Origin of the sequence: Gluconobacter cadivus, assembly GCF_015244745.1 — a bacterium.
GTDB classification, from domain to species: domain Bacteria; phylum Pseudomonadota; class Alphaproteobacteria; order Acetobacterales; family Acetobacteraceae; genus Gluconobacter; species Gluconobacter cadivus.
Map to the genome: position 1 here is coordinate 43589 of NZ_JABCQI010000001.1, position 20118 is coordinate 63706.

Annotated in this window: 18 protein-coding genes; 14 read left to right on the plus strand and 4 right to left on the minus strand. The window is 60.3% G+C overall.

Going from position 1 to position 20118, the window contains the following annotated elements; translation table 11 throughout:
- Window positions 1–42: 42 nt before the first annotated feature.
- Window positions 43–2697 carry a hypothetical protein gene (locus tag HKD28_RS00190; protein WP_194266407.1) on the plus strand — a complete coding sequence of 885 codons (2655 nt, stop codon included), beginning with the start codon at window positions 43–45 and terminating at the stop codon, window positions 2695–2697.
- A gap of 6 nt (window positions 2698–2703) precedes the next feature.
- On the opposite strand, the gene alr is transcribed toward HKD28_RS00190, so the two are convergent.
- Complete coding sequence (alr, locus tag HKD28_RS00195) at window positions 2704–3807, minus strand: alanine racemase (RefSeq protein ID WP_194266408.1); 1104 nt, start codon at window positions 3805–3807, stop codon at window positions 2704–2706.
- A gap of 226 nt (window positions 3808–4033) precedes the next feature.
- Here alr and HKD28_RS00200 point away from each other — a divergent pair, with 226 nt between their 5' ends.
- The 5 genes from HKD28_RS00200 to spt all read left to right on the plus strand — a co-directional run bounded on the left by HKD28_RS00200 (window position 4034) and on the right by spt (window position 9896).
- Window positions 4034–5401 (plus strand): lipopolysaccharide biosynthesis protein, encoded by a 1368-nt coding sequence (locus tag HKD28_RS00200; protein ID WP_194266409.1) that lies wholly within the window; start codon window positions 4034–4036, stop codon window positions 5399–5401.
- Entirely contained in the window at window positions 5398–6528 is a 1131-nt protein-coding gene (locus tag HKD28_RS00205; protein WP_194266410.1) for a sensor domain-containing protein, read from the plus strand. Before HKD28_RS00200 ends, HKD28_RS00205 begins: the two co-directional genes overlap by 4 nt.
- Window positions 6528–8339 carry a fatty acyl-AMP ligase gene (locus HKD28_RS00210; protein WP_194266411.1) on the plus strand — a complete coding sequence of 604 codons (1812 nt, stop codon included), beginning with the start codon at window positions 6528–6530 and terminating at the stop codon, window positions 8337–8339. Before HKD28_RS00205 ends, HKD28_RS00210 begins: the two co-directional genes overlap by 1 nt.
- 112 nt (window positions 8340–8451) lie before the next feature.
- A complete protein-coding gene (locus HKD28_RS00215) occupies window positions 8452–8706 on the plus strand; it encodes an acyl carrier protein (RefSeq protein ID WP_062027581.1) in 255 nt (84 codons plus the stop codon).
- Complete coding sequence (gene spt, locus HKD28_RS00220; protein ID WP_194266412.1) at window positions 8703–9896, plus strand: serine palmitoyltransferase; 1194 nt, start codon at window positions 8703–8705, stop codon at window positions 9894–9896. Before HKD28_RS00215 ends, spt begins: the two co-directional genes overlap by 4 nt.
- A 35-nt stretch (window positions 9897–9931) precedes the next feature.
- On the opposite strand, the gene HKD28_RS00225 is transcribed toward spt, so the two are convergent.
- Together HKD28_RS00225 and HKD28_RS00230 are read right to left on the minus strand one after the other, a co-directional pair.
- Entirely contained in the window at window positions 9932–10870 is a 939-nt protein-coding gene (locus tag HKD28_RS00225; RefSeq protein ID WP_194266413.1) for a hypothetical protein, read from the minus strand.
- Window positions 10863–11828 (minus strand): diacylglycerol/lipid kinase family protein, encoded by a 966-nt coding sequence (locus HKD28_RS00230; protein ID WP_207728803.1) that lies wholly within the window; start codon window positions 11826–11828, stop codon window positions 10863–10865. The genes HKD28_RS00225 and HKD28_RS00230 overlap by 8 nt, the downstream gene beginning before the upstream one ends.
- A gap of 120 nt (window positions 11829–11948) precedes the next feature.
- Here HKD28_RS00230 and HKD28_RS00235 point away from each other — a divergent pair, with 120 nt between their 5' ends.
- Genes HKD28_RS00235 through HKD28_RS00260 form a run of 6 tightly spaced genes read left to right on the plus strand, consistent with a single transcriptional unit; the run spans window position 11949 to window position 17775 of the window.
- A complete protein-coding gene (locus HKD28_RS00235; protein ID WP_194266414.1) occupies window positions 11949–12887 on the plus strand; it encodes a metallophosphoesterase family protein in 939 nt (312 codons plus the stop codon).
- The gene (locus tag HKD28_RS00240) at window positions 12884–14038 is read left to right on the plus strand and encodes an LptF/LptG family permease (protein ID WP_194261392.1); all 1155 of its coding nucleotides are present in this window, start codon (window positions 12884–12886) and stop codon (window positions 14036–14038) included. Before HKD28_RS00235 ends, HKD28_RS00240 begins: the two co-directional genes overlap by 4 nt.
- Window positions 14035–15144 carry an LptF/LptG family permease gene (locus HKD28_RS00245; RefSeq protein ID WP_194266415.1) on the plus strand — a complete coding sequence of 370 codons (1110 nt, stop codon included), beginning with the start codon at window positions 14035–14037 and terminating at the stop codon, window positions 15142–15144. The genes HKD28_RS00240 and HKD28_RS00245 overlap by 4 nt, the downstream gene beginning before the upstream one ends.
- Window positions 15141–15956, plus strand: a complete 816-nt coding sequence (locus HKD28_RS00250) for a sterol desaturase family protein (protein ID WP_194266416.1) — start codon at window positions 15141–15143, stop codon at window positions 15954–15956. The genes HKD28_RS00245 and HKD28_RS00250 overlap by 4 nt, the downstream gene beginning before the upstream one ends.
- Complete coding sequence (locus HKD28_RS00255) at window positions 15953–16708, plus strand: nucleotidyltransferase family protein (protein WP_194266417.1); 756 nt, start codon at window positions 15953–15955, stop codon at window positions 16706–16708. The genes HKD28_RS00250 and HKD28_RS00255 overlap by 4 nt, the downstream gene beginning before the upstream one ends.
- Complete coding sequence (locus tag HKD28_RS00260; RefSeq protein ID WP_194266418.1) at window positions 16705–17775, plus strand: glycosyltransferase; 1071 nt, start codon at window positions 16705–16707, stop codon at window positions 17773–17775. Before HKD28_RS00255 ends, HKD28_RS00260 begins: the two co-directional genes overlap by 4 nt.
- Before the next feature lie 17 nt (window positions 17776–17792).
- Here HKD28_RS00260 and HKD28_RS00265 read toward each other — a convergent pair whose 3' ends face one another.
- Entirely contained in the window at window positions 17793–18683 is an 891-nt protein-coding gene (locus HKD28_RS00265) for a glucosamine inositolphosphorylceramide transferase family protein (RefSeq protein WP_194266419.1), read from the minus strand.
- 83 nt (window positions 18684–18766) lie between these two features.
- Between HKD28_RS00265 and HKD28_RS00270 the strand changes: the two genes are divergently transcribed.
- Entirely contained in the window at window positions 18767–19306 is a 540-nt protein-coding gene (locus HKD28_RS00270; protein ID WP_194266420.1) for an MmcB family DNA repair protein, read from the plus strand.
- 9 nt (window positions 19307–19315) lie between these two features.
- Entirely contained in the window at window positions 19316–20104 is a 789-nt protein-coding gene (locus tag HKD28_RS00275) for an inositol monophosphatase family protein (protein ID WP_194266421.1), read from the plus strand.
- Window positions 20105–20118 lie beyond the last annotated feature (14 nt).

Genomic DNA, 20118 nt, shown 5'->3' on the forward strand with positions numbered 1-20118 from the left:
CGTTCAGGCCCACATGAAATGCAGAAGGATGCAGACAACCGCATGGCAGATCATGACCTGAAAACCGGCATCCTTCCTTCCGTGGGTCGCCCTTTGCTGTGTCCGGCGCTTGGGCTGGTCTGTGGTCTCGGCAGCCTGCTGGTCAGCGCATCCGCACAGACGACTACAGCATCTGTCGCGACACCGCCCGCAGTACAGAACAGCGGCACAAGTGTTACGACCTCCACCACCTCCGTAAACGGTGGCGAAAAAATCGTCGTCAAGGGACACAAACCCGCCGGAGCCGTTCTGGGTGACGCCAAGGCGATCATGCAGATCCAGTCTGATGAGATCCGTTCCTATGGCGTTGATACTGCGGCCGATCTTCTGACGGCCATTGCCCCCGAAACACGCTCGGGCCGGGGTGCTACCGGAAATACGCCGGTTGTATTGCTCAACGGTAAGCGCATTTCGGGGATGCAGGAGGTCAACGACCTGCCGTTCGAAGCCATTGCCCGGGTCGAAATCTTCACTGAAGAAGAAGCCCTGCGCTACGGCTACCCGGCTGACGAGCGCGTGGTGAACATCATTACCGTGAAGACTTTCCGCGCCGTGCGACTGCGCACTTATGGCAGCACGTCCACGGATGGTGGAGGAGACGATGGGGTTCTGGGCGCGAGTTTTACAAAGCTCTCAGGCGAGCGGCGGATCAATCTGAGCGCCCGTTATGAAGTGCAGGCGCGTCTGCTCGACAGTGATCGCGGCGTGACACCTCCGTCCGCAAGCGGGCTGTATTCCAACGCAGGCAATGTCACGTCCGTCAATGGCAGCAGCCTTGACCCGGCTCTGGATGCGCTTGTCGGGCAGAGCGTCACATCCACTGGTGTGCCGTCACTGGCAGCAGGACAGGTTCCGACGCTTCAGGATTTCACGGCTTATGCCAATACGCCGCATGTCAGTTCAAACGCCTCCGATTACAGCCTGCAACCCAGAACGCACGAACTGAAGCTGAACGGCGTTTATGCCGATCAGATCTTCAAGACCGTGTCGGCGTCGTTCAATGCCAGTTACACCCATAGCAATTCCGAAAGCCTTCAGGGACCGGCACGCGGCATCCTCACCCTTCCGGCTGATAGTCTTTATTCGCCGTTTTCTCAGGACACGCTGCTCTACCGGAACTATACCACCGTTCCCGCCCTGCAACACACGGCGCATACGGACACCGTTCATGCCGGGGTGAATTTCAACGGCGACGTAGGAGACTGGAAGTGGAACAGCACAGGAAGCTTCGACCGCTCCACCACGTCCACCAACAGCCAGACCGGCCTTAACCTGAGCGCCGCCCAGACAGCCCTGACCAGCGGCCTCAGCAGTTTCGATCCATTCTCTGAAGTGGACCGAAACTGGCTAAACAACCGTCTGGTCAATCGCGGCCACACTACCGGCACGAGCGGCGAAATCACGGGCCTGCTGTCAGGCTCGCTCTTTTCTCTGCCTGCGGGGGATGTCTCCACCAGCATCGCGCCGACCGGCACCTTAACAGAGCAGAACGCCACCTCGCTCAGTCAGGGCAAGCTACAACGTACCCATATCAGCCGCGACGTCGGCACCCTTCAGATCGACGGCGATATTCCCATTGCGAATGCGCGCAAGCATATCCTGTCGTTTCTGGGCAAGCTTGATGCGAACATCAATGGCGCCATCAGTCAGGTGTCCCATTTCGGAACGCTGGGCACGATCGGCGGCGGTGTGACGTGGGAGCCCGCGCCGTGGGTCCAGTTCCCGTTCTCCGTCACCGATCGGACCGAGGCCCCCGGCGCCACCGACCTTATTGCCCCCCGGATCGAAACGCCCAACGTCACGACCTATGATTATGTCACCGGACGGTCGGTTCAGGTGACGACGATTTCAGGCGGCAACCGGAATCTTCAGGCCGCAGACCGCCATGAAATCAGCATCGGAACGATCATTTCCCCAAGCTTTCTCGACGGCGCCCGTCTGCATGTGAACTACGTCCGGGACCGCAACCACAACCCGGTCATGAGCCTGCCGACCGCAACCGCCGCCATCGAAGACGCTTTCCCGGATCGCTACCAGCGCAATTCGGGCGGCATTCTCGATGTCGTCGATATCCGTCCGGTCAATGCGTTGATGGAAAAGCGCAATGAGTGGAACGCGACATTCTCGTTTTCCAGACCGCTTGGAAAAAAGCCGGAAGGAAAAGGCGGAAAACATGGTGCGGGAGGACGGTATTACATTGTTCTGACGCAAGTCTGGCGCCTCAAGGACACCGTGCAGCTCCGCGGGGGGCTGCCTCCCATCGACCTGCTCAACGGCGGAACCATCGGCGGAACAGGCGGCCAGCCGCGACATGAAGTCGAGCTTCAGGGTGGTGTCTTCAAAAACGGGTTCGGCTTCCGCCTCGTGACCAAATGGCAGTCCGCAACGTCCACGCTCGCCAGCACCCATGCCAGCAGTCTGTTCTTCAGCGATCTGGCTACAGTGGATATGACGGCTTTTGCCGATCTGGGGGAAATTCCGCACTGGCAGAAGCGCAGCTGGGCCAAGAATTTCCGGGTCATGGTGTCGGTCAGCAACCTGTTCAACAGCCGCATCCGCGCCCGCAACGGCCTTGGCGTGACACCGGCGGGCTATGAACCCGCTTTTCTGGACCCGCTGGGCCGCACTGTCTCCATCTCGATCCGCAAATCAGTCTGAGAAAGGTCAACCCGCCGGCGCATAAACCCGATGAAAGCGGCTTCCGAGTGAGGTCAGAACTTCATATCCGATCGTCCCCGCGGACCGTGCCAGCGCGTCCACATCCTGCTGCGGCCCAAGAACCGAGAGGACATCCCCTGCTTTCAGATCGGCAGGTGCATCGGTCAGGTCCACGGAAATACTGTCCATCGAGACGCGCCCGATAACCGGAAGACGCGTCTGACCATGCCAGACACTCGCCTGTCCCGCCTGAGCGCGGAAGAAACCATCCGCATATCCGAGACCAAGCGTGCCAATGCGCGTTGGTTTCGAAGCCGTCCAACTCAGGCCATACCCCACCCTGTCTCCGGGCTGAATCGTGCGGATTTGAGCGATGCGTGCATCGAGCGAAACGACCGGCGCAAGAATACGGTGCCCTTCGGAGGGCGCAATCCCATAAAGGGCCGCGCCCGGTCTGATCAGTTCAAAATGATAGTCCGGCCCCAGAAAAATCCCGGATGACGCCGCCAGAGAGCGGGGAACGCCGGGAAAAGCCGCCGCCATCGTTACGAAACGCTGTCGCTGCATTTCATTGGCAGGGCTGTCGGGCACATCCGCACAGGCCAGATGACTCATCACGAGTTGCAGGTTCAGCCCCTCGAAAAGGTTCCGCTCCGCCAGATCCTCAACGCTCAGACCAAAACGCGACATCCCGCTATCGAACTGGAGCGCCGCCGCGAGAGTCTGCCCCGCCCGCTCACACAACTGCTTCCAGCTCCGCACCTGATCAAGGCTGTTCAGAACGGGCGTAAGACCATGCGCCTGCATCCTGCTCTCACAGTCTGGCATGAAGCCATGCAGCACGAAAATCCGTGCGTGGGGCAGTGTCTCCCGTAACGTCATGCCTTCATCAAGATGCGCGACGAAGAACGTTTCAGCGCCTCGCGCGGCCAGAGTCTGTGCGATCTGCGCCGCCCCCAGCCCATAAGCATCCGCCTTGACCACCGCCGCGCACTCTGCCCCCGCGCCTAGCCCGGCGACGAGATCATAATTATCGGCAATGGCCTTCAGATTGACGGTAAGCCACGCGCCCGCTCTGGCGGATGCGTCGTCCTGAGAGAATATGTGCATGGGACCGTCCGCAAGGATGCAATGCACCTTTATGGCACGCCCACCATACGACGCAACGGCCGCAACCCTCTTTTCAGATCGGACATTCTGCGCAACAAGACGCTCTGGTCCGTATATGAATGCAATTTTCCGTCACAAAAAGTGAGTTCAGATTTTCAGGGAAACGCCTATTTCTGTTCGCCACTGACGTTAACGACAAGACTGTTACGAAAGTTTCCATAAATTGATGTCAGACGACTCATCGTCTTCTCAGGCAGCGAGGCCCGGCGGTATCCAGCGCGTCATGAGCAATCTGGGTGTCCTTCTCGGGGGACGTGCCGTAAATGCTCCGCTGAGCCTCCTTCATATCTGGCTCGCGACCCATCTGCTGGGCAGTTACGGCTTCGGGCTGGTTGCGATGATGTATGCCTTCGCCCGAACGATGGGTGATATCGTTGACTTCCAGTCTTGGCAGACCGTTCTACACTACGGCCTGAAACCCCTAACGCAGGGAGATCGTCGCAGTTTCCAGAAAATCGTCTCGTTCAGCCTTCTTCTGGATACTTCGGGAGGACTTCTGGGCTTCGGCGGCGGCGTCCTCATCAGTCTTCTGGCCATGAATTTTCTGGGATGGCCACCCCAGATCCACATCATCGGCGTCGTCTACTGCGTCTCCATTCTCTTTATGGCGTCTGCGACCGCAACCGGCCTGCTGCGGGTGTTCGACCGCTATGACCTGCTGGCCGTACAGGGAACCGTTGCCACCATCGTCCGGGTCATCGGAACGGCCTCGATGGCTTTGGGCTGGGCTTCTGTAGCAGCCCTTGCCAGCGTCTGGATTGCCGCGGAAGCCGCTGCGTGGGGCACGATCTTCTTCATGGCAGCCCGCGAAATGTATCGCCGCGACCTGATCCGCGGACTGTTTCAGGAAATGCTCGGGATTATCCCCGAACTTCTGAACGGACAGTTTTTTCGCGCCTATCCCGGAATCTGGCGCTTTGCGCTGAATACGAACCTCAACTCCACACTTGCTCTCGCTTTTGGTCATATCGGCACGCTCGTGGTTGGCGCATTCGTCGGCCCGACGGGCGCGGGTTATTACCGGATTGCAAGCCAGATCGCGGCTGGAATCGCAAAACCCGCCACCCTGATCCAGACGACCGTTTATCCGGAAATGGCTCGGCTATGGCGTGATCGGGCCATGAACCGCCTGTATCGCATGACGGGACAGATCGCCCTGATGGCCGGGGGGATCGGGACGGCCCTGCTCCTGCTGACACTGTTCGCCGGACGCCCGCTGCTTCAGCTTTACATCGGACACACAGGCGCTACGGAAGCTCTGCCCGTCACGCTGTGGCTGCTGGCTGCCGAAGTCGTAACCGTCTGGGGCCTGCCGCTGGAGCCGCTGTTGTTCACGACAAACCGCTCGGGTGCTGCGATCGGCGCACGTATTCTCGAATGCCTGTTCTTTCTCCCGGCGCTGGTGATGATGGTCCGCCAGTACGGGCTGAGCGGTGTGGGCCCGGCGACGTTCTGCGGTGTGACATTACTGATCACGATTCAGCTGGTCCTCGTGATCCGCGCGGCCCGCAGCCCCGATGGTCTTGCAGCATGAAGGTGGCCTTTCCCCTCATCGGCCAGCGTCATCAGACCCTGCACGCCCTGCCCGTTGCTCTGGAGATTTCCGCCCGCCATCCCGACGTAGCGGTTCATGTCTCGTGCCTGACCGTCAGCCATCTGGAACTGGCCCGTTCCCTCGCAACCCTTTATCCAGAAGCCCGCGTCCAGTTTGACCTGCTGCCTATTTCCCAAACCCTCCGCCGCCGCATCGAGAAACATGGACTGCGGGTGGTGGACAGGCTGATCGGCCTCTTCGCATCCCGGCATTATTTCCGGGGCTTTGACGCCATCATCGTGCCGGAAGCCACGTCCCTGCAGCTTCGCCGCATGGGCGTGAGACGGCCGAAAATGATCTGGACGGGACATGGCGCCGGAGATCGGGCCATCGGATTTGCCAGCCACCTCGGAAAATTCGACTTTCTGCTGGTTCCCGGCCGCAAGGTAGAGCAGCGTATGCTGGAAAAAGGTATCATTCGTCCCGGCGCGTATCATCGCGGCACCTATGCCAAGTTTGACCTCGTGCGCCGGATGGATGCGAAACGGCCAAAGCTTTTTAATAACAACCGGCCCACGATCCTGTATAATCCGCATTTCGTACGCCGCCTGTCCTCATGGCCGGGGATGGGGCATCAGATTCTGGAGTTCTTTGCGAAGCAGGACCGCTACAATCTTGTTTTCGCGCCTCATTTCCGTCTTTTCGACAATCGTCGCGAAGAAGGCGAGGCGTTGAAACGTCAGTATGGGCATCTCCCCCACATGCTGATCGACCCCGGAAGCCACCGGAGCATCGACATGACCTATACGATGGGTGCAGACCTCTATCTGGGGGATGTCAGCAGTCAGGTGGCGGAATTCATGATCCGTCCCCGTCCTTGTCTCTTCCTCAACGCCCACCATGTGAAATGGGGTGGAGATCCGGATTATCAGTTCTGGACGCTCGGGCCGGTGACGGAAAATGTGTTGGATCTGGGCGACAAGATCGAGAATGCCTTCGAAACGCATCCTCGTTTTCTTGAGGCGCAGCGCCAATATGGTTTAGAGACATTCGAAACATTGGGTGATGAACCCACTGCTCCCGCTGCGGCGGACGCAATCGTCGATTTTCTGAAAAGGGCAGCCTGATGTCAGGCAACCCAAACGGAGCTAGTCCAGGTTTGACCGAGGCCAACCAGAACCCAACCGCCAATCCCGTCCCGACGCCCAGCCGATCCGGTCTGGAACGACGTTACGGAGATTTCCCCAGCTTTGCAGCCGCACTCGATTACGCGGCACAGGGTGAGAGCGGATTCAACATCTATTCCGGTCGCGGACAGCTTCTCGAAGCACTCCCTTACCGTCTATTACGCGAGCAGGCCCGTTCAATGGCCTGCCGTCTGCTGGGTCTTGGCCTCACGCCCGGTGACCGTGTTGCAATCGTTGCGGAAAGCGATGGCGATTTTGCCCGTATTTTCTTCGGGTGCCAGTATGCCGGTCTTGTTCCGGCGCCGCTTCCCCTCCCCGTCGCGTTCGGCGGCAAGGACGGCTATGTGGCGACCCTGCGTGGCATGATTCAAAGCGCCGCCGCTCGTGCCGTCGTGGTGCCCGATGTGATCGGAAGCTGGACCAGCGACATCGTCGAGGGACTGGATCTGGTGTTCGGCGGCTCTCCTGCCGATCTTAACCGTCATGCCGAAGCGCGCGTCGAGCTGCCCGAAATTGCCCCAACGGCCCTGTCTTATCTCCAGTTTTCCTCGGGCAGCACCCGTTTTCCGATGGGCGTTTCGGTCACGCAGGCAGCTGGCATGGCCAACGCCCGAGCCATCGCCCGCGACGGCCTGCAAGTTCATCCGGCCGAAGACCCGCGCGATGACCGCTGCGTGTCTTGGCTGCCGCTCTATCACGACATGGGTCTTGTCGGCTTCTTCCTGACTCCCCTGACCTGCCAGCTTTCCGTTGATCTGCTGCCGACCCGCGAATTTGCCCGCCGTCCGCATGTCTGGCTGGACCTGATTTCACGCAATCGCGGGACGATCGCCTACAGTCCGTCTTTCGGTTACGAACTCTGCTCCCGCCGTAGCGGTCAGGCTGACCTGGACCTGTCCTGCTGGCGCATTGCAGGGATTGGTGGCGACATGATCCGCCATCACATCCTCGAAGGCTTTGCCGAACGGTTTGCGTCCAACGGGTTCCGCGCCAGCGCTTTTGTCGCGAGCTACGGCATGGCAGAAGCAACCCTCGCCATCAGTTTTGCCCCGCTCGACACCGGCATCCAGACCGACACGATTGATCTGCGCCGCCTTGAAAAGGACGGCATTGCCGAACCGTCCAACGATCCGTCCCTTCCGTTGCGGACATTTGTGCTATGCGGTGCGGCGCTCCCTGACCACCAGATCGAAGTCCGGGATGCATCTGGCCGTGACCTGGCAGACCGGCAGGTCGGAACCGTCTATGTGCGCGGGCCGAGCCTCATGTGCGGTTATTTCCGCCGCCCTGACGAGACCGAAGAGGTTCTTGATGCAGATGGCTGGCTGAATACCGGTGACCTTGGCTATCATCTCAACGGTCAGATCGTCGTCACCGGACGCGCCAAGGACCTGATCATCATCAACGGACGCAATATCTGGCCGCAGGATCTGGAATGGTCCGCCGAAAGCGAGATCCCGACCCTACGTTCGCGTGACGTGGCCGTATTCTCAGTGGACGGAGAAGAAGGCGAAAAGATTGTGGCCCTCGTCCAGTGCCGTGCGAGCGAGGATGCGAGCCGCAACCAGCTCCGTGATGAGGTCACGAGTCTGTTCCGCCGCCAGCACGGAGTGGATGTGGACGTCATCCTCGTTCCGCCCCGCACGCTACCCCAGACATCCTCCGGCAAACTGACCCGCGCTAAAGCCAAGACCATGCTGCTCTCCGGGCAGTTTGACCAGCAGCCCGAAACCACGTCTTCGGCTGCCTGATCCTGCCCGTTCCGTTTGCCACATTGCCTGAAGACACAGAGGGCTGGCGAACGGGACGGGTTTGGAGCATAAGGCTTGCCCAAGATTGCACAGACATCGAGAGTTGAAGTCCATGACTGACAGCGTCACCGACATTTCCGCAATGATCATTGAGAAACTGCTTGCCAACCCGAAAGTTCCCCGGGACATCGATGGCAACAGCAAGATTGTCGAAGATCTTGCCTTTGACAGTCTCGCCGTCATGAACTTCGTCATGGAAATCGAAGACGAAATCGACGTTTCCGTCCCTCTCGACAAGCTGGCCGATATCCGTACCATTAACGATCTGGCTGGCTGCCTGCACGCGCTGAAGGTCGCCCAGGCGTGATCGATATCTTCGCCAAACATGCAGGACTGCGCGAAGCTTACGACGCCCTGACGGCCACGTCGCCGCGTAATCCGTTCGAAGTCGTGATCGAGCGTCCGGTTTCCGCCAGCGTTGGTATCATCGAAGGCCGCGAAACGCTCCTGTTCGGGACCAACAACTATCTTGGTCTCAGCCAGTCGAAAAAAGCCATCGAAGCCGCCGTGGAAACGGCAGAGACGATGGGCGTCGGCACGACAGGCTCACGCATCGCAAACGGCACCTTCGGCCTGCATCGCAAGCTCGAAGCCCGTCTGGCCGAGTTCTTCCGACGCAAGCATTGTATGGTGTTCTCCACCGGGTATCAGGCCAATCTCGGCACGATTTCGGCACTGGTGAACAAGGACGACATTCTGCTGCTCGATGCGGACAGCCATGCAAGCATCTATGACGGCGCCAAGCTGTCCGGCGCGCAGGTCATCCGCTTCCGCCACAACGATCCGGTCGATCTGGAAAAGCGTCTGGCGCGTCTCAAGGATCATCCGGGCGCGAAGCTGATTGTCGCCGAGGGCATCTATTCCATGACGGGCAATGTCGCTCCTCTGGACAAGTTCGTGGACATCAAGACGCGCCACGGCGCCTATCTGATGGCAGACGAAGCCCATTCGTTCGGCGTCATGGGCGCGCATGGTCGTGGTGTTGCGGAAGTTCAGGGTTGCGAGGACGGCATCGACTTCGTGGTCGGGACCTTCTCCAAGTCGCTTGGCACCGTCGGCGGATACTGCGTCACGGATCATGACGGCGTGGATCTGATGCGGCTGTGTTCACGGCCCTATATGTTCACGGCGTCCCTTCCCCCCGAGATCATTGCCGCCACCATGGCAGCGCTCGAGGACATGCAGGACCATCCGGAACTGCGGACAAAGCTTCAGGACAATGCGGCACGTCTGCATGCCGGGCTTCAGAAAGCTGGTCTCAAGACCGGCGCGCATATTTCGCCAGTCGTCGCGGTAACACTTGAAACCGTGGATCAGGCCGTCGCTTTCTGGAACGCACTGCTGGAAAACGGGGTGTACGTGAACCTCTCGCTGCCGCCGGCAACGCCTGACAACCGTCCTCTGCTGCGTTGCTCGGTCATGGCGGCCCATTCGCCCGAAGAAATCGACCGCGCGGTCACGGTCTTCGGCGAAGTCGCCAGACATTTCGGGCTGTAATCCATAAAAAAGGGGGTCCGGTGGATCCCCCTTTTTTATGCTTTCGGGCGGCCCAACAGCTTTCGGGCCCGCCAGAGAAGTCGTGGCAACATCACGAGCGGATGCCGACTTTCAAAAGGCGACAACTGCATATCGAAACCGGTATGCCGCTGTATTTTCCAGGCAAGATAGGAAGCGCCGTTTTCAAAGGTGAAAGCCGCCTTCAACAGTCTGGCGACATTCCGCGGACGGCCGGATGTCTGCACTAACGCCCAGCGACGGAGCGCTTTTCGACGTAGGGCCGCACTGATAACGGGTTCCAGTATGTCGTCATGAGCGGAAAACCGGAGCCGTCCCCGCGCCCATCCCAGCGGCAGCAGGGCCGCGTACCGCGCTTCCTGTCCTTCCAGAATACTGTTGCCGCGCCCTTTTTTCTCAACCCGCAATTCAGACGCGTAAGTATGTGCGAACAGGGTTTTCCAGAACTCCAGCGCCGTCATGGAAGGTGCGCCCAGAAGAGCAGCCCAGCACGAAGCCGTCGTCACACATCCCGCAATCAGGGTGAGAAGAGAGTCCGCACTCTCCGGTCCGCGCACCCAGACCAGCCGGACCGGCTGGCAGAAACGGGCCCAGATCGTGGTGTCCAAAGCGCCAAGACTTGTACGGGCAGCGAACTGCTCACGGGACAGGACTGCGATCTTTGCGCGCAGAACGCGGTCCTGATATCGAAATTCCGAATACCGCACATTGGGCGGCAGTACGAGATTTCCGGTCCGGGCGATCAGGCCACCTGAAAAGCCTTCTGCATTTTCGGTGACAATATAGAAGTCGAGAATACCGTCCGGATCGGCCTTGCGCAGAAGCGAGCCGTAGAACAGCACGCCAAGCGGCGGTTCGGGACAGGCACGGGCCAAAGCATCCGCAAATGCGCTGACACCCGGATCGACTGGAGTGGTCAGTTCACCGATCAGTCGTTGTTCGAGCGCATCAGGCATGAAGGAACCGGAAACTGGGCGCACGTTCCAGCCTCAACACGCCATCCGGGGCCGCGCTGAAAACTTCTCCGTCAAGCACAAAATCGCTTTCCGTCACCAGTGTCATATCGTCCGTACGACCACTGACATAATCGGGATGACGACGCAGCCAGCGCGGCGCACGACCGCACAAAAGCGCCCATGTCGCTCGCAAAAGACTTTCGGGCTGAGCGCTGACATCCAGATATCGAAGACCCTCGACATTGGGTTCAGCATCCCAGAACGGCCAGATCCCGCGCGAAAGACACGACAGTCCCGTCGCAAGAAACATGAAGCTCTGCCCGTCATAGACATGACCGCCCGTTTCGATCCGCAACGGATCTCCCCGGAGCCATGCCTCGCGGCTTTTGCGGAACATGAGACTGACAAACGTGGTGAGAAGAGTGATTCCGACGGCCAGATCATGCGGTGCAAAACGCAGGACCGTCGGCGAATGCGCGATGCGGACGGCGCGCGCAAATCCGGCGCATCCTCCAAAAAGCCCCAATACGGGCATCCGGTCGGTTCCGGGCCAGGACAGACGGATGGGCGTGCGGATACTTGAGCGCAGGGCCCCTGCCTTCAGACGACGGATAGCTTCCATGCCCCGCAGACCAAACCCCACGTCGCTGGCAATCAAGTTCGTATTGCCCGAGGCCAGAACCACGATATCCGGTAGGCGGTCTGCGGGATAGGCGCGCGCAATGGCGGTCAGGGCCGTACTGACCGTCCCGTCTCCGCCATCAATAATAATGGTGTCGATACCCCGTTCGTAGAGCTGACGAACATGAGCGGTGGTTCCTTCCCGACTGTCGGAGGGAACGAAATCCTTCCCCAAAAGGGCCTGAGCCTCGACAGCAAAACTGGAACCGTTCCGGCGGTTTTTCCGGCTACGGGCATTATGGATCAAGGCTATGCGCACTAGGGAGGCAATCTTCATATGGCGTTCGGCTATGCGGGCGGGTCTAGCACGGCTATGATGGAACTGCCAGAACGGCACATCCCGGCAGTCCCGGGCGCCGTCTCATGGCGTGGATACTGACAAGGCCTTTCTCTGATCATGACCCCTGACCTGCCCGCAGATCCCCTCGCGTCGCGGCACACGTCCCCTGTCACAACGCCTCATGTCACATTGGCCCATATTTCAGACCCGCATCTGCCTCCACCGCCGGTTCACTGGCGCGCGGCGCTCAACAAGCGCGCCCTGAGCCTTCTGTCGTGGAAAAAACACCGCCAGTACGTCCATCTCGCGCAGACCTGCGCTGCACTGGTGAAGGATATCGGACGCACAGGCGTGGATACGATCCTTGTGAGCGGGGATCTGACCAATTTCGGAACACCGGACGAATTTGCCGAGGCTGCCCGCTGGCTGGAGGCGCTCCCCACTCCGGCTCTTGTGATTCCCGGCAATCATGACTGCATGGTCCGGCAACCGGCTTCCGCGGGGCTAAATCAGTGGGAACGCTGGTCCTCGCGGCAATATCCGTATGTGCGTCTGCAGAACGGGGTTGCGATCATCGGCGTTAATTCCGGCATCCCTACAGCCCCTTTCATGGCTTACGGCCGCGTTGGACGCACACAGCGGGAACGGCTTGAAGCCCTGCTGGAGCAGCTTGGAAAAGAAGGACTATGCCGGGTGGTGATGATCCACCATCCCCCAAAGCGCGGTCTCGTCCCCTGGCGCAAATCCTTGCTGGATCACCGCGAAGTTGCGGCCCTCCTCCGACGGGCTGGAGCGGAAATCGTCCTGCACGGCCACTCCCATGATGCGACACTGACCCATATCGCCGGAACGGACATTCCCCTGCTGGGCGTGGCCTCGGCCTCCCTGACAGATGACCGCCCTCACCGACAGGCGTGCTGGAATCATCTGACGATCCGCCCATATGAAGGGGGCTGGCACATTGATCTGGCCCGTCACCGGCTGGACGGTTCGGTCAGCGAACGGGCGTCATGGAAGAGATCCGGGCGAAAACAGGCAGGAAGGACAGACGCGTGAAACAGCGGGCCCATATTCTGGACCGCTATCTGCTGACGCAGATGGCGCCGCCATTTGCGATCGCACTGCTGGCGATGCTGGTCGCCCTGCTTCTCGAACGCCTGCTATCGCTTTTCGACTATCTCGCCTCCGCAGGCAGTTCGCTTGCGACCTGCATTGCGCTCCTGACGGACCTGTTGCCCCATTATTTCGGCATCGCCCTGCCCGCGGCGTTGTGCATCGCAGTCTTCCTGACCATCCGCGGCATGAGCGACAACAACGAGATCGACGCTCTTCAGGCCGGTCGCGTCTCGCTCATGCGGATCAGCCGCCCTTTCATGATCGTCGGCCTGCTTCTCGGGGGGGCGAGCGTGTTCCTGTACGGCTATATCCAGCCCGTGGCCCGCTATGACTATCGCGCAGGCTTCTATTTCGCGGAACATACCGGCTGGGCGCCCCATCTTCAGGCCGGGATGTTTGCCTCCACCTCCAGTAAAGCCGTCATGACCGCAGACAGTGTCAGCCATGCCGGAACCCGCCTCAAACGCGTTTTCATCCGCGAAGTCAGCCCCAGTGGGGTCGCCCACATCATCACGGCGCAAACAGGCGCGCTGACCATTTCGGAAAAAACGCGCAGCACGCGCCTCGATCTGTGGAACGGAGAAATCGTGGATGATCCGTTTCAGGCCACCCATCCTCACAAGCCGACAGTCACGCATTTCGAGCATGTCGTCCGCGTCATCGATCGGCCGGACAAGGAAACCGCGTTCCGCACACGCGGAGCGGACGAGCGTGAACTGACCCTGCTCGAACTGGCTCACGATCTGCGCTACGGCTTGCCGGGCATCGAATACCGCACACTTCGGGCTGAAATGGACTTCCGCATGGCCCGCGCCATTGCCATTCCCTTCATTCCTCCCCTCGCAGTGGCACTGGCCATCAGCGCAAGACGACGCAAATCCGTCTGGGGCCTGATTGCCGTCGCTGTCATCCTGATCGGCTTCGACCAGACTTTAATGTTCGGGCACAGCCTCGCCTCCACGGGCCGTCTGCCGATCTGGCTGGCAATCTGGGTGCCGGAGGCCGTGTTCTGTATAGGCTGCCTCGCGGCCCTGCTGCGTCGGTCCCGGGGTTCCTGGCGCCGTCGTCTGCTGAAACGGGCTGTGGCATGAGCGACTCTCAGCCTTCCATGCCGCGCTTCGTGCTCATCAAGGCGCTCAATCGTGCCTTGCTGGGCCGGTTCTTACTGTGCGGTGTCGTGCTCGTCTCTCTGCTGGAAATTCTGGCCCTGATGGAGAAGACGACGCCGATCCTGAACCGGCATCTCGGTCTTCGCGGGATCCTGACATTCGCGTTCCTGCACCTGCCAGCACTGAGCATCGACATTCTGCCGCTGGCCTTCATGGTCGGCACACTTTTCCTGCTGACGCAGATGACGCTGTCGAGCGAAATCTCCGCCCTGCGCGCAGCCGGACTTTCGACACCCTCGCTGTACCGCCTCCTTCTGCCCGCCGTCCTGATTGTAGGTCTCTGCGGAACCTGCGCCCAGTACTGGCTGGTCCCCGCCTGTGAAAATGCCCTCACCACATGGTGGAACAGGACAGACCCTCTGGCCGGGCAGGACGGACAGCCTGAAGACGACATCCTGTGGTTTCGCGCAGGCCCCACTCTGGTGCGGATCGGGCAGATCGCCCAGGGCGGATATTTCCTGCGGGATGTGACGATCTATCACCGTGACTCCACGGGGCTGCTGACCGGAACCGAACATACGAATACCCTGACCTACACACAGGGCCGGTGGCATCCTGATGGCGCGCAGGATCTGTCCCTTTCCGAAGACAAATCGTTTGTGAACGTCACGAAGGGCGACAGCACCTTCATCATCCCCGCCACCCCGTCCACCATCATGACACTGTCCCAGAGCGGCGCTTTCGTCACACCGGGGCAGATCAGTGCCATTCTGCACAAGGGGGCTCCTGCAAGTCTGCCCAGAGCCACCTACCGCATGGCCCTCTTTGGCGGCATGATTTTACCGTTTGAAATTGCAGTAATGCTTCTATTGACGCTTCCGGTGATCTATATCCCTCCCCGTGCAGGACTTCGAAATCCGCTTCCGGTGTATGTTCTTGCCGCCGGAATGGGCTTCGTCATCCTGCAAGGAATGATTTCCGCACTTGGAAACGCAGGCACGCTGCCAGCCCCGCTGGCTGTCAGCGTCGGGACATTGCTTGGCGCCCTTCTGGGTTTGACCTGGATCCTGCGGATGGAGGAACGATGAGCACTTTCACTGCACCGTGGCGCAACATGTCCGCCATCCGGACTGGCCGCAGCTTTGATCTGGGGAAGATGAACCTCTCCCAGCTCTGGTTCGCCTATCTGACCTATCCGACAATCCTGCTCTATTTCGCCCTGATCGCGGGCGCTGTCTGGGCGGCCCTGCATTTCTCGACTGCCCTGTGGGTGACACTCATCCCCGTTCCCGTCGTGATCGTGGTCTATCCACTGGCCTGGTATGCGATCCACCGTTTCATCCTTCATGGGCGCTGGCTCTATCGCAATCACTGGACCGCCTCCCTGTGGAAGCGCATCCATTTCGACCATCATCAGGACCCGCATCTGCTGGACGTTCTGTTCGGCTCTCCGCTGAATACGGTGCCGACGATGGCCATCATCACGATGCCGATCGGCGGTCTGATCGCGGGCTGGAGCGGCGCGTTCTGCGCCCTTTCGACCGCACTGGTCATGACCTGTATCTATGAATTCTTCCACTGCATCCAGCATCTGGCTTACAAGCCGCGCTGGAAATGGGTGGCGAACATCAAGCAGTTGCACGTCCTGCATCACTTCCACGACGAAGACGGCAATTACGGCATCACGAACTATGTGCCGGACCGTCTGTTCAGCAGCTTCTACCGTGAAGCGCGTGACCGGCCCCGCAGCAAACACGTCTTCAATCTCGGTTACGATCTTGAAGAGGCGCACCGCTATCCATGGGTCATGGACCTGACCGGCTCGCCGCCGAAAGATCGCCCCGACGGGGCCCGTCCGGCAGCATCGCGCAAAACGTCAGACCGTAACCCCGCGGCATGAGTCTTCCGGTTCTGGTGCTCGCTGGTTCGCGTGACGGCGAGAATGATGTTCTCGCAAAACTCGGGCGGGTTTCTCACAAAGCGCTTCTTCCCGTCGCGGGTCAGCCCATGCTGGCCCGCGTGCTTGACACCATCGCCCGCACGCCCGGCCTCGGCCCGGTTACGATCAGCATCGAAAACCCGGATTGCATCCGGGACCTCGCTGGCAATGCCACGATCCTGCGCTCAGCTCCTTCTCCCAGCGAAAGCGTTGCCGAAGCGATCGACCGGATTGGCACGCCCTGTCTGGTGACGACAGCCGACCATGCGCTTCTTCGCCCGGAATGGATTGAGGAATTTCTGGCCAAAGCACAGGGCTGCGATCTGGCAGCAGGCGTGGCCTTGCGCGCAACGGTTGAGCGCGATGTTCCCGGCACGAAACGCACCTATATCCATCTTTCGGATATGAGTTTTTCAGGCTGCAACCTGTTCCTGATCGGGACGCCAAAAGGGCGGAACGTCATCGAATTGTGGAAGCGCCTTCAGCAGAACCGCAAACAGCCGCTTCGAATGGCTCTGACTCTTGGCCTCGGCACGTTATTGCGCGCTGTAACACGTACACTGGATTCCAGCGCTCTTTACCGCCGTATCCAGAAGCTCACCGGCGCGAATGTCCGGCTGGTGACACTATCGGACGGGCGCGCGGCGGTGGATGTGGACAAACCGTCCGACCTGACGCTGGCTGAACAGATTCTGGCGCAGACGACCCCATGAAAATCGCCTACATCATAAATTCGCTCGAATGTGGCGGTGCACAACTTCCCATTCCGGACATCGTGTCCGTTCTGAAAGCGCGCGGCGGTGATGTGACGGTCTTCGCGCTGGCCCGCAAAGACGGCCTCGCGATTCCGTTGCTCGAAGCCGCAGGCATTCCCGTCCGCGTACGCGAAGGCACGACGCGTGACCATATCGCGGCCTATCTCTGGCTGCGCGACGAGATGGAAGCGTTCCAGCCCGACCTGATCTGGACATCACTGAGCCGCGCCACACTTCTGGGGCAACTGGTCGCCCTGCGTCGCAAGACTCCAACAGTCCACTGGCAGCATTGCGGACGCCTCAAGAAGGCCAACGCATTCCTCCTCAGGCTCTGCCGTCCCTACACCACGCTCTGGGTCGCCGACTCCCAGTCGGTCATCACCTTTGCCGCAAAAGAACTTGGCCTCAGCGATAATTTCGTGGCCTGGCCCATTTTCCGCGCCGATCCCGATGCCCCCATCGCAACACCGTGGAAAGAGGGCGAAATTGTCCGTGTCGGCTCTCTGGGGCGCCTCAATCCGGTCAAGGCCTATGACATCCTTTGCGATGCCGTGACTTTGCTGAAGGACCATCCCGACCTGCCGCCGTTTCGTCTTCAAATTGCGGGAGACGGCCCTCTGCATGGCGCGCTTCAGGCCCGCATCACGGCCGAAAATCTGCCGATCGACCTTCCGGGTTATACGTCAAAGCCCATGGATTTCCTGGAAACCCTGCACCTCTACGTCCAGTCGTCGCACTGGGAGGGCATGTGTGTCGCAGGACATGAAGCCATGACATGCGGTCTCCCGGTTGTCGCAACTCCTGCCGGAGAACTGCCGTCCAGCATCCTCGACGGCGAAACAGGGCGCATCGTACCATTCGACAACGCCCCTGCCCTCGCAGCCGCTCTGGCGGATCTGATCAGCAGACCCGCCGATCTGACAGCAATGGGTGAACGCTCCCGCAAGCGGGTTCTGGAACGCTTCGGCCCGGAAGCCTTCACCCGTAACGGTAACGCCGTACTGGATCGCATTCCGGGCTTCTGAACACCCGGATCACGCTTTCAGGCTCCGAAGAGCCGCCGCTTCACATTCAGCAGATCCCGTTTCGGGCCAAGTCCGATTTTCTTGACGTCAATCAGCGTCACCTGCCCGGCTGCGGAGAGCGTGTGCATTCCGTCCCCAAAACGCCGACGCAGGGATGCTGGAATGGAAATCGTCAGCCCGGGCGTGACTTTCGGCAGTTCACGCTCCAGCCCCTCAATTTCCAGCAGTCGAATACCGCGCCCATAGGTGCCCTGACAGTCCTGTGTCGGCAGAATGATCTTTCCATCCACAACAACCGGCGTTCCTGCCGGACGCGCACCTGCACGGTCATTCAGGAAAAGTCCGAGGTTCTTCCATGAACCCGTCAGCGTATCGGCAACTGAAATATTCAGCAGACTCTGCCGCTCGACCTTGCTCCCCGCAGGAGTCCAGAACATCCACCAGCGACCGGCATGCTGGAACGGTGTGGCGTCGATCGCGGCTTCGGGGAAATCGAAAGCCTCGACGCGCTCCCAGCCCTTGGGAAACGATGTTGCACGATAGAGCGAAAGACGCCCCGAAGCGCTCGCTTCGGGCAACAGGTAAACCTCTCCCTCATGCTCAAACACAACCGGGTAAGACAGGTGCCAAGACTCTTCCAGAACGCTCTCGCGGGACAGCAGACGCCCCGTACCGTCATAGATCAGAACCTCGATCGTGCCTTTCGGATGGCGATAATCGAACGCTTCGGCAAAGACATACAGCTTTCCATCTCGCCACAGCCCAAAAGGATCTGCCAGAAAACGATGGTCCCCGATGTCGGGCAGCGTCGTGATGGGAAAACCGTTCAGGCTGGCCGCATCGACGATCTCTGCCAGAGGCGCGTGAACGATGGCGCATCGCCAGTGATCTGTCCGCAGAAATGGCATGAGGCACTCCTCCCGCAAAAATACAGCTTCAAAAAATATCTGCCGGGGCAGACGTAGAGCGCAGATCGGGGCAGGATGGAACCATGAGTGAGGCTCTTTCCGCAATTCCCGCAGACATCGCCTGCGGTCTGCCCGAAACGCAACTGGCCATCCGGCGCGCCGTTCTCCGCCTGTGCCGGACGATGAACTGGGCGGCCATCAATGAATTTTCCCTGCCCGCCGCAGGTCGTCGCGCGGACGTGATGGCGCTTCTGCCCGACCACTCCCTGACCTGTATCGAGATCAAGTCCGGCCTGCGCGATTTTCAGACCGATCAGAAATGGCCCGAATACCGCGACTGGTCCGACCGTCTGTTTTTCGCCGTGGATGATGCTTTTCCCGTGGACATCATCCCGCCGGACGTAGGTCTGATCGTCGTCAGCGTCAGCGCCGTCCCCCCTGCCCTGCGCGATAGCGTTCTGGCAGAATGCACGATCATCCGGGAACCGGCACTCCACAGACTCGCCCCTGCCCGGAGGCGGACACTGCTGCATCTGTTCGCAACAACCGCCGCCAGCCGACTCATGGGCCTTGAAGACCCCGCCATCACCTCATCCCTCCGCGCCGCACGACGCGCTGAATAGGACTGTTCCATGACCTTCGATCCGATTGCCGTCCGCCTCGAAGCCGCCCGCAGCGTCGTCCGCGACGCAGCCCAACTGGCCCTCTCCCTGCGCCCGGCCCCCGGCGGCCCGAGCGGCACTCTCAAGGGACGTCAGGACTATCTGACCGAAGCGGACGGCGCTGTCGAAGCCCTCGTCAGCCGCCGCATTCAGGAGCTTTTTCCCGAAGACGGTTTTCAGGGCGAAGAAAACGGTGCCACCCGCCAGGGCCGCTTCCGCTGGGTCGTAGACCCGATCGACGGGACATCGAACTATGCCCGTGGTCGGGACCGCTGGTGCGTCTCCCTCGGCCTTCTGGAAGGCGACGAACCTGTTGCGGGCGTGATCGAGGCCCCGGCTCTGGGTGAAGTCTTCACGGCCAGCAAAGGCAAGGGCGCGTTCCTGAACGGCAAGCCCATCAAGGCCTCTCCCATCACCAACACGCAGGAGGCCATGATCGAAATAGGCTGGTCCTCCCGCGTCCCTGCCGAAACGTTCAACGAAAAGATCGCCGCCATCATGGCTCTGGGTGCCATGCCACGCTCGGGCGGGTCCGGCGCGCTGGCTTTGGCGGATGTGGCCTGTGGTCGCTCCGACGGCTATCTGGAAATTGTCATCCAGCTCTGGGATGTCGCCGCCGCACTAGCCATTCTCGCGGAGTCCGGCGCGGCCGTCTCGCCCTTCCTTCAGACTGGTGGCCTGACCGGAGGGGCGACCATCCTCGCAGCCGCTCCGGGCGTTGCAAAGGCCCTCTCAGCCGCGGTCAACGTGGAAATCTGACATCTCCTTTCCCG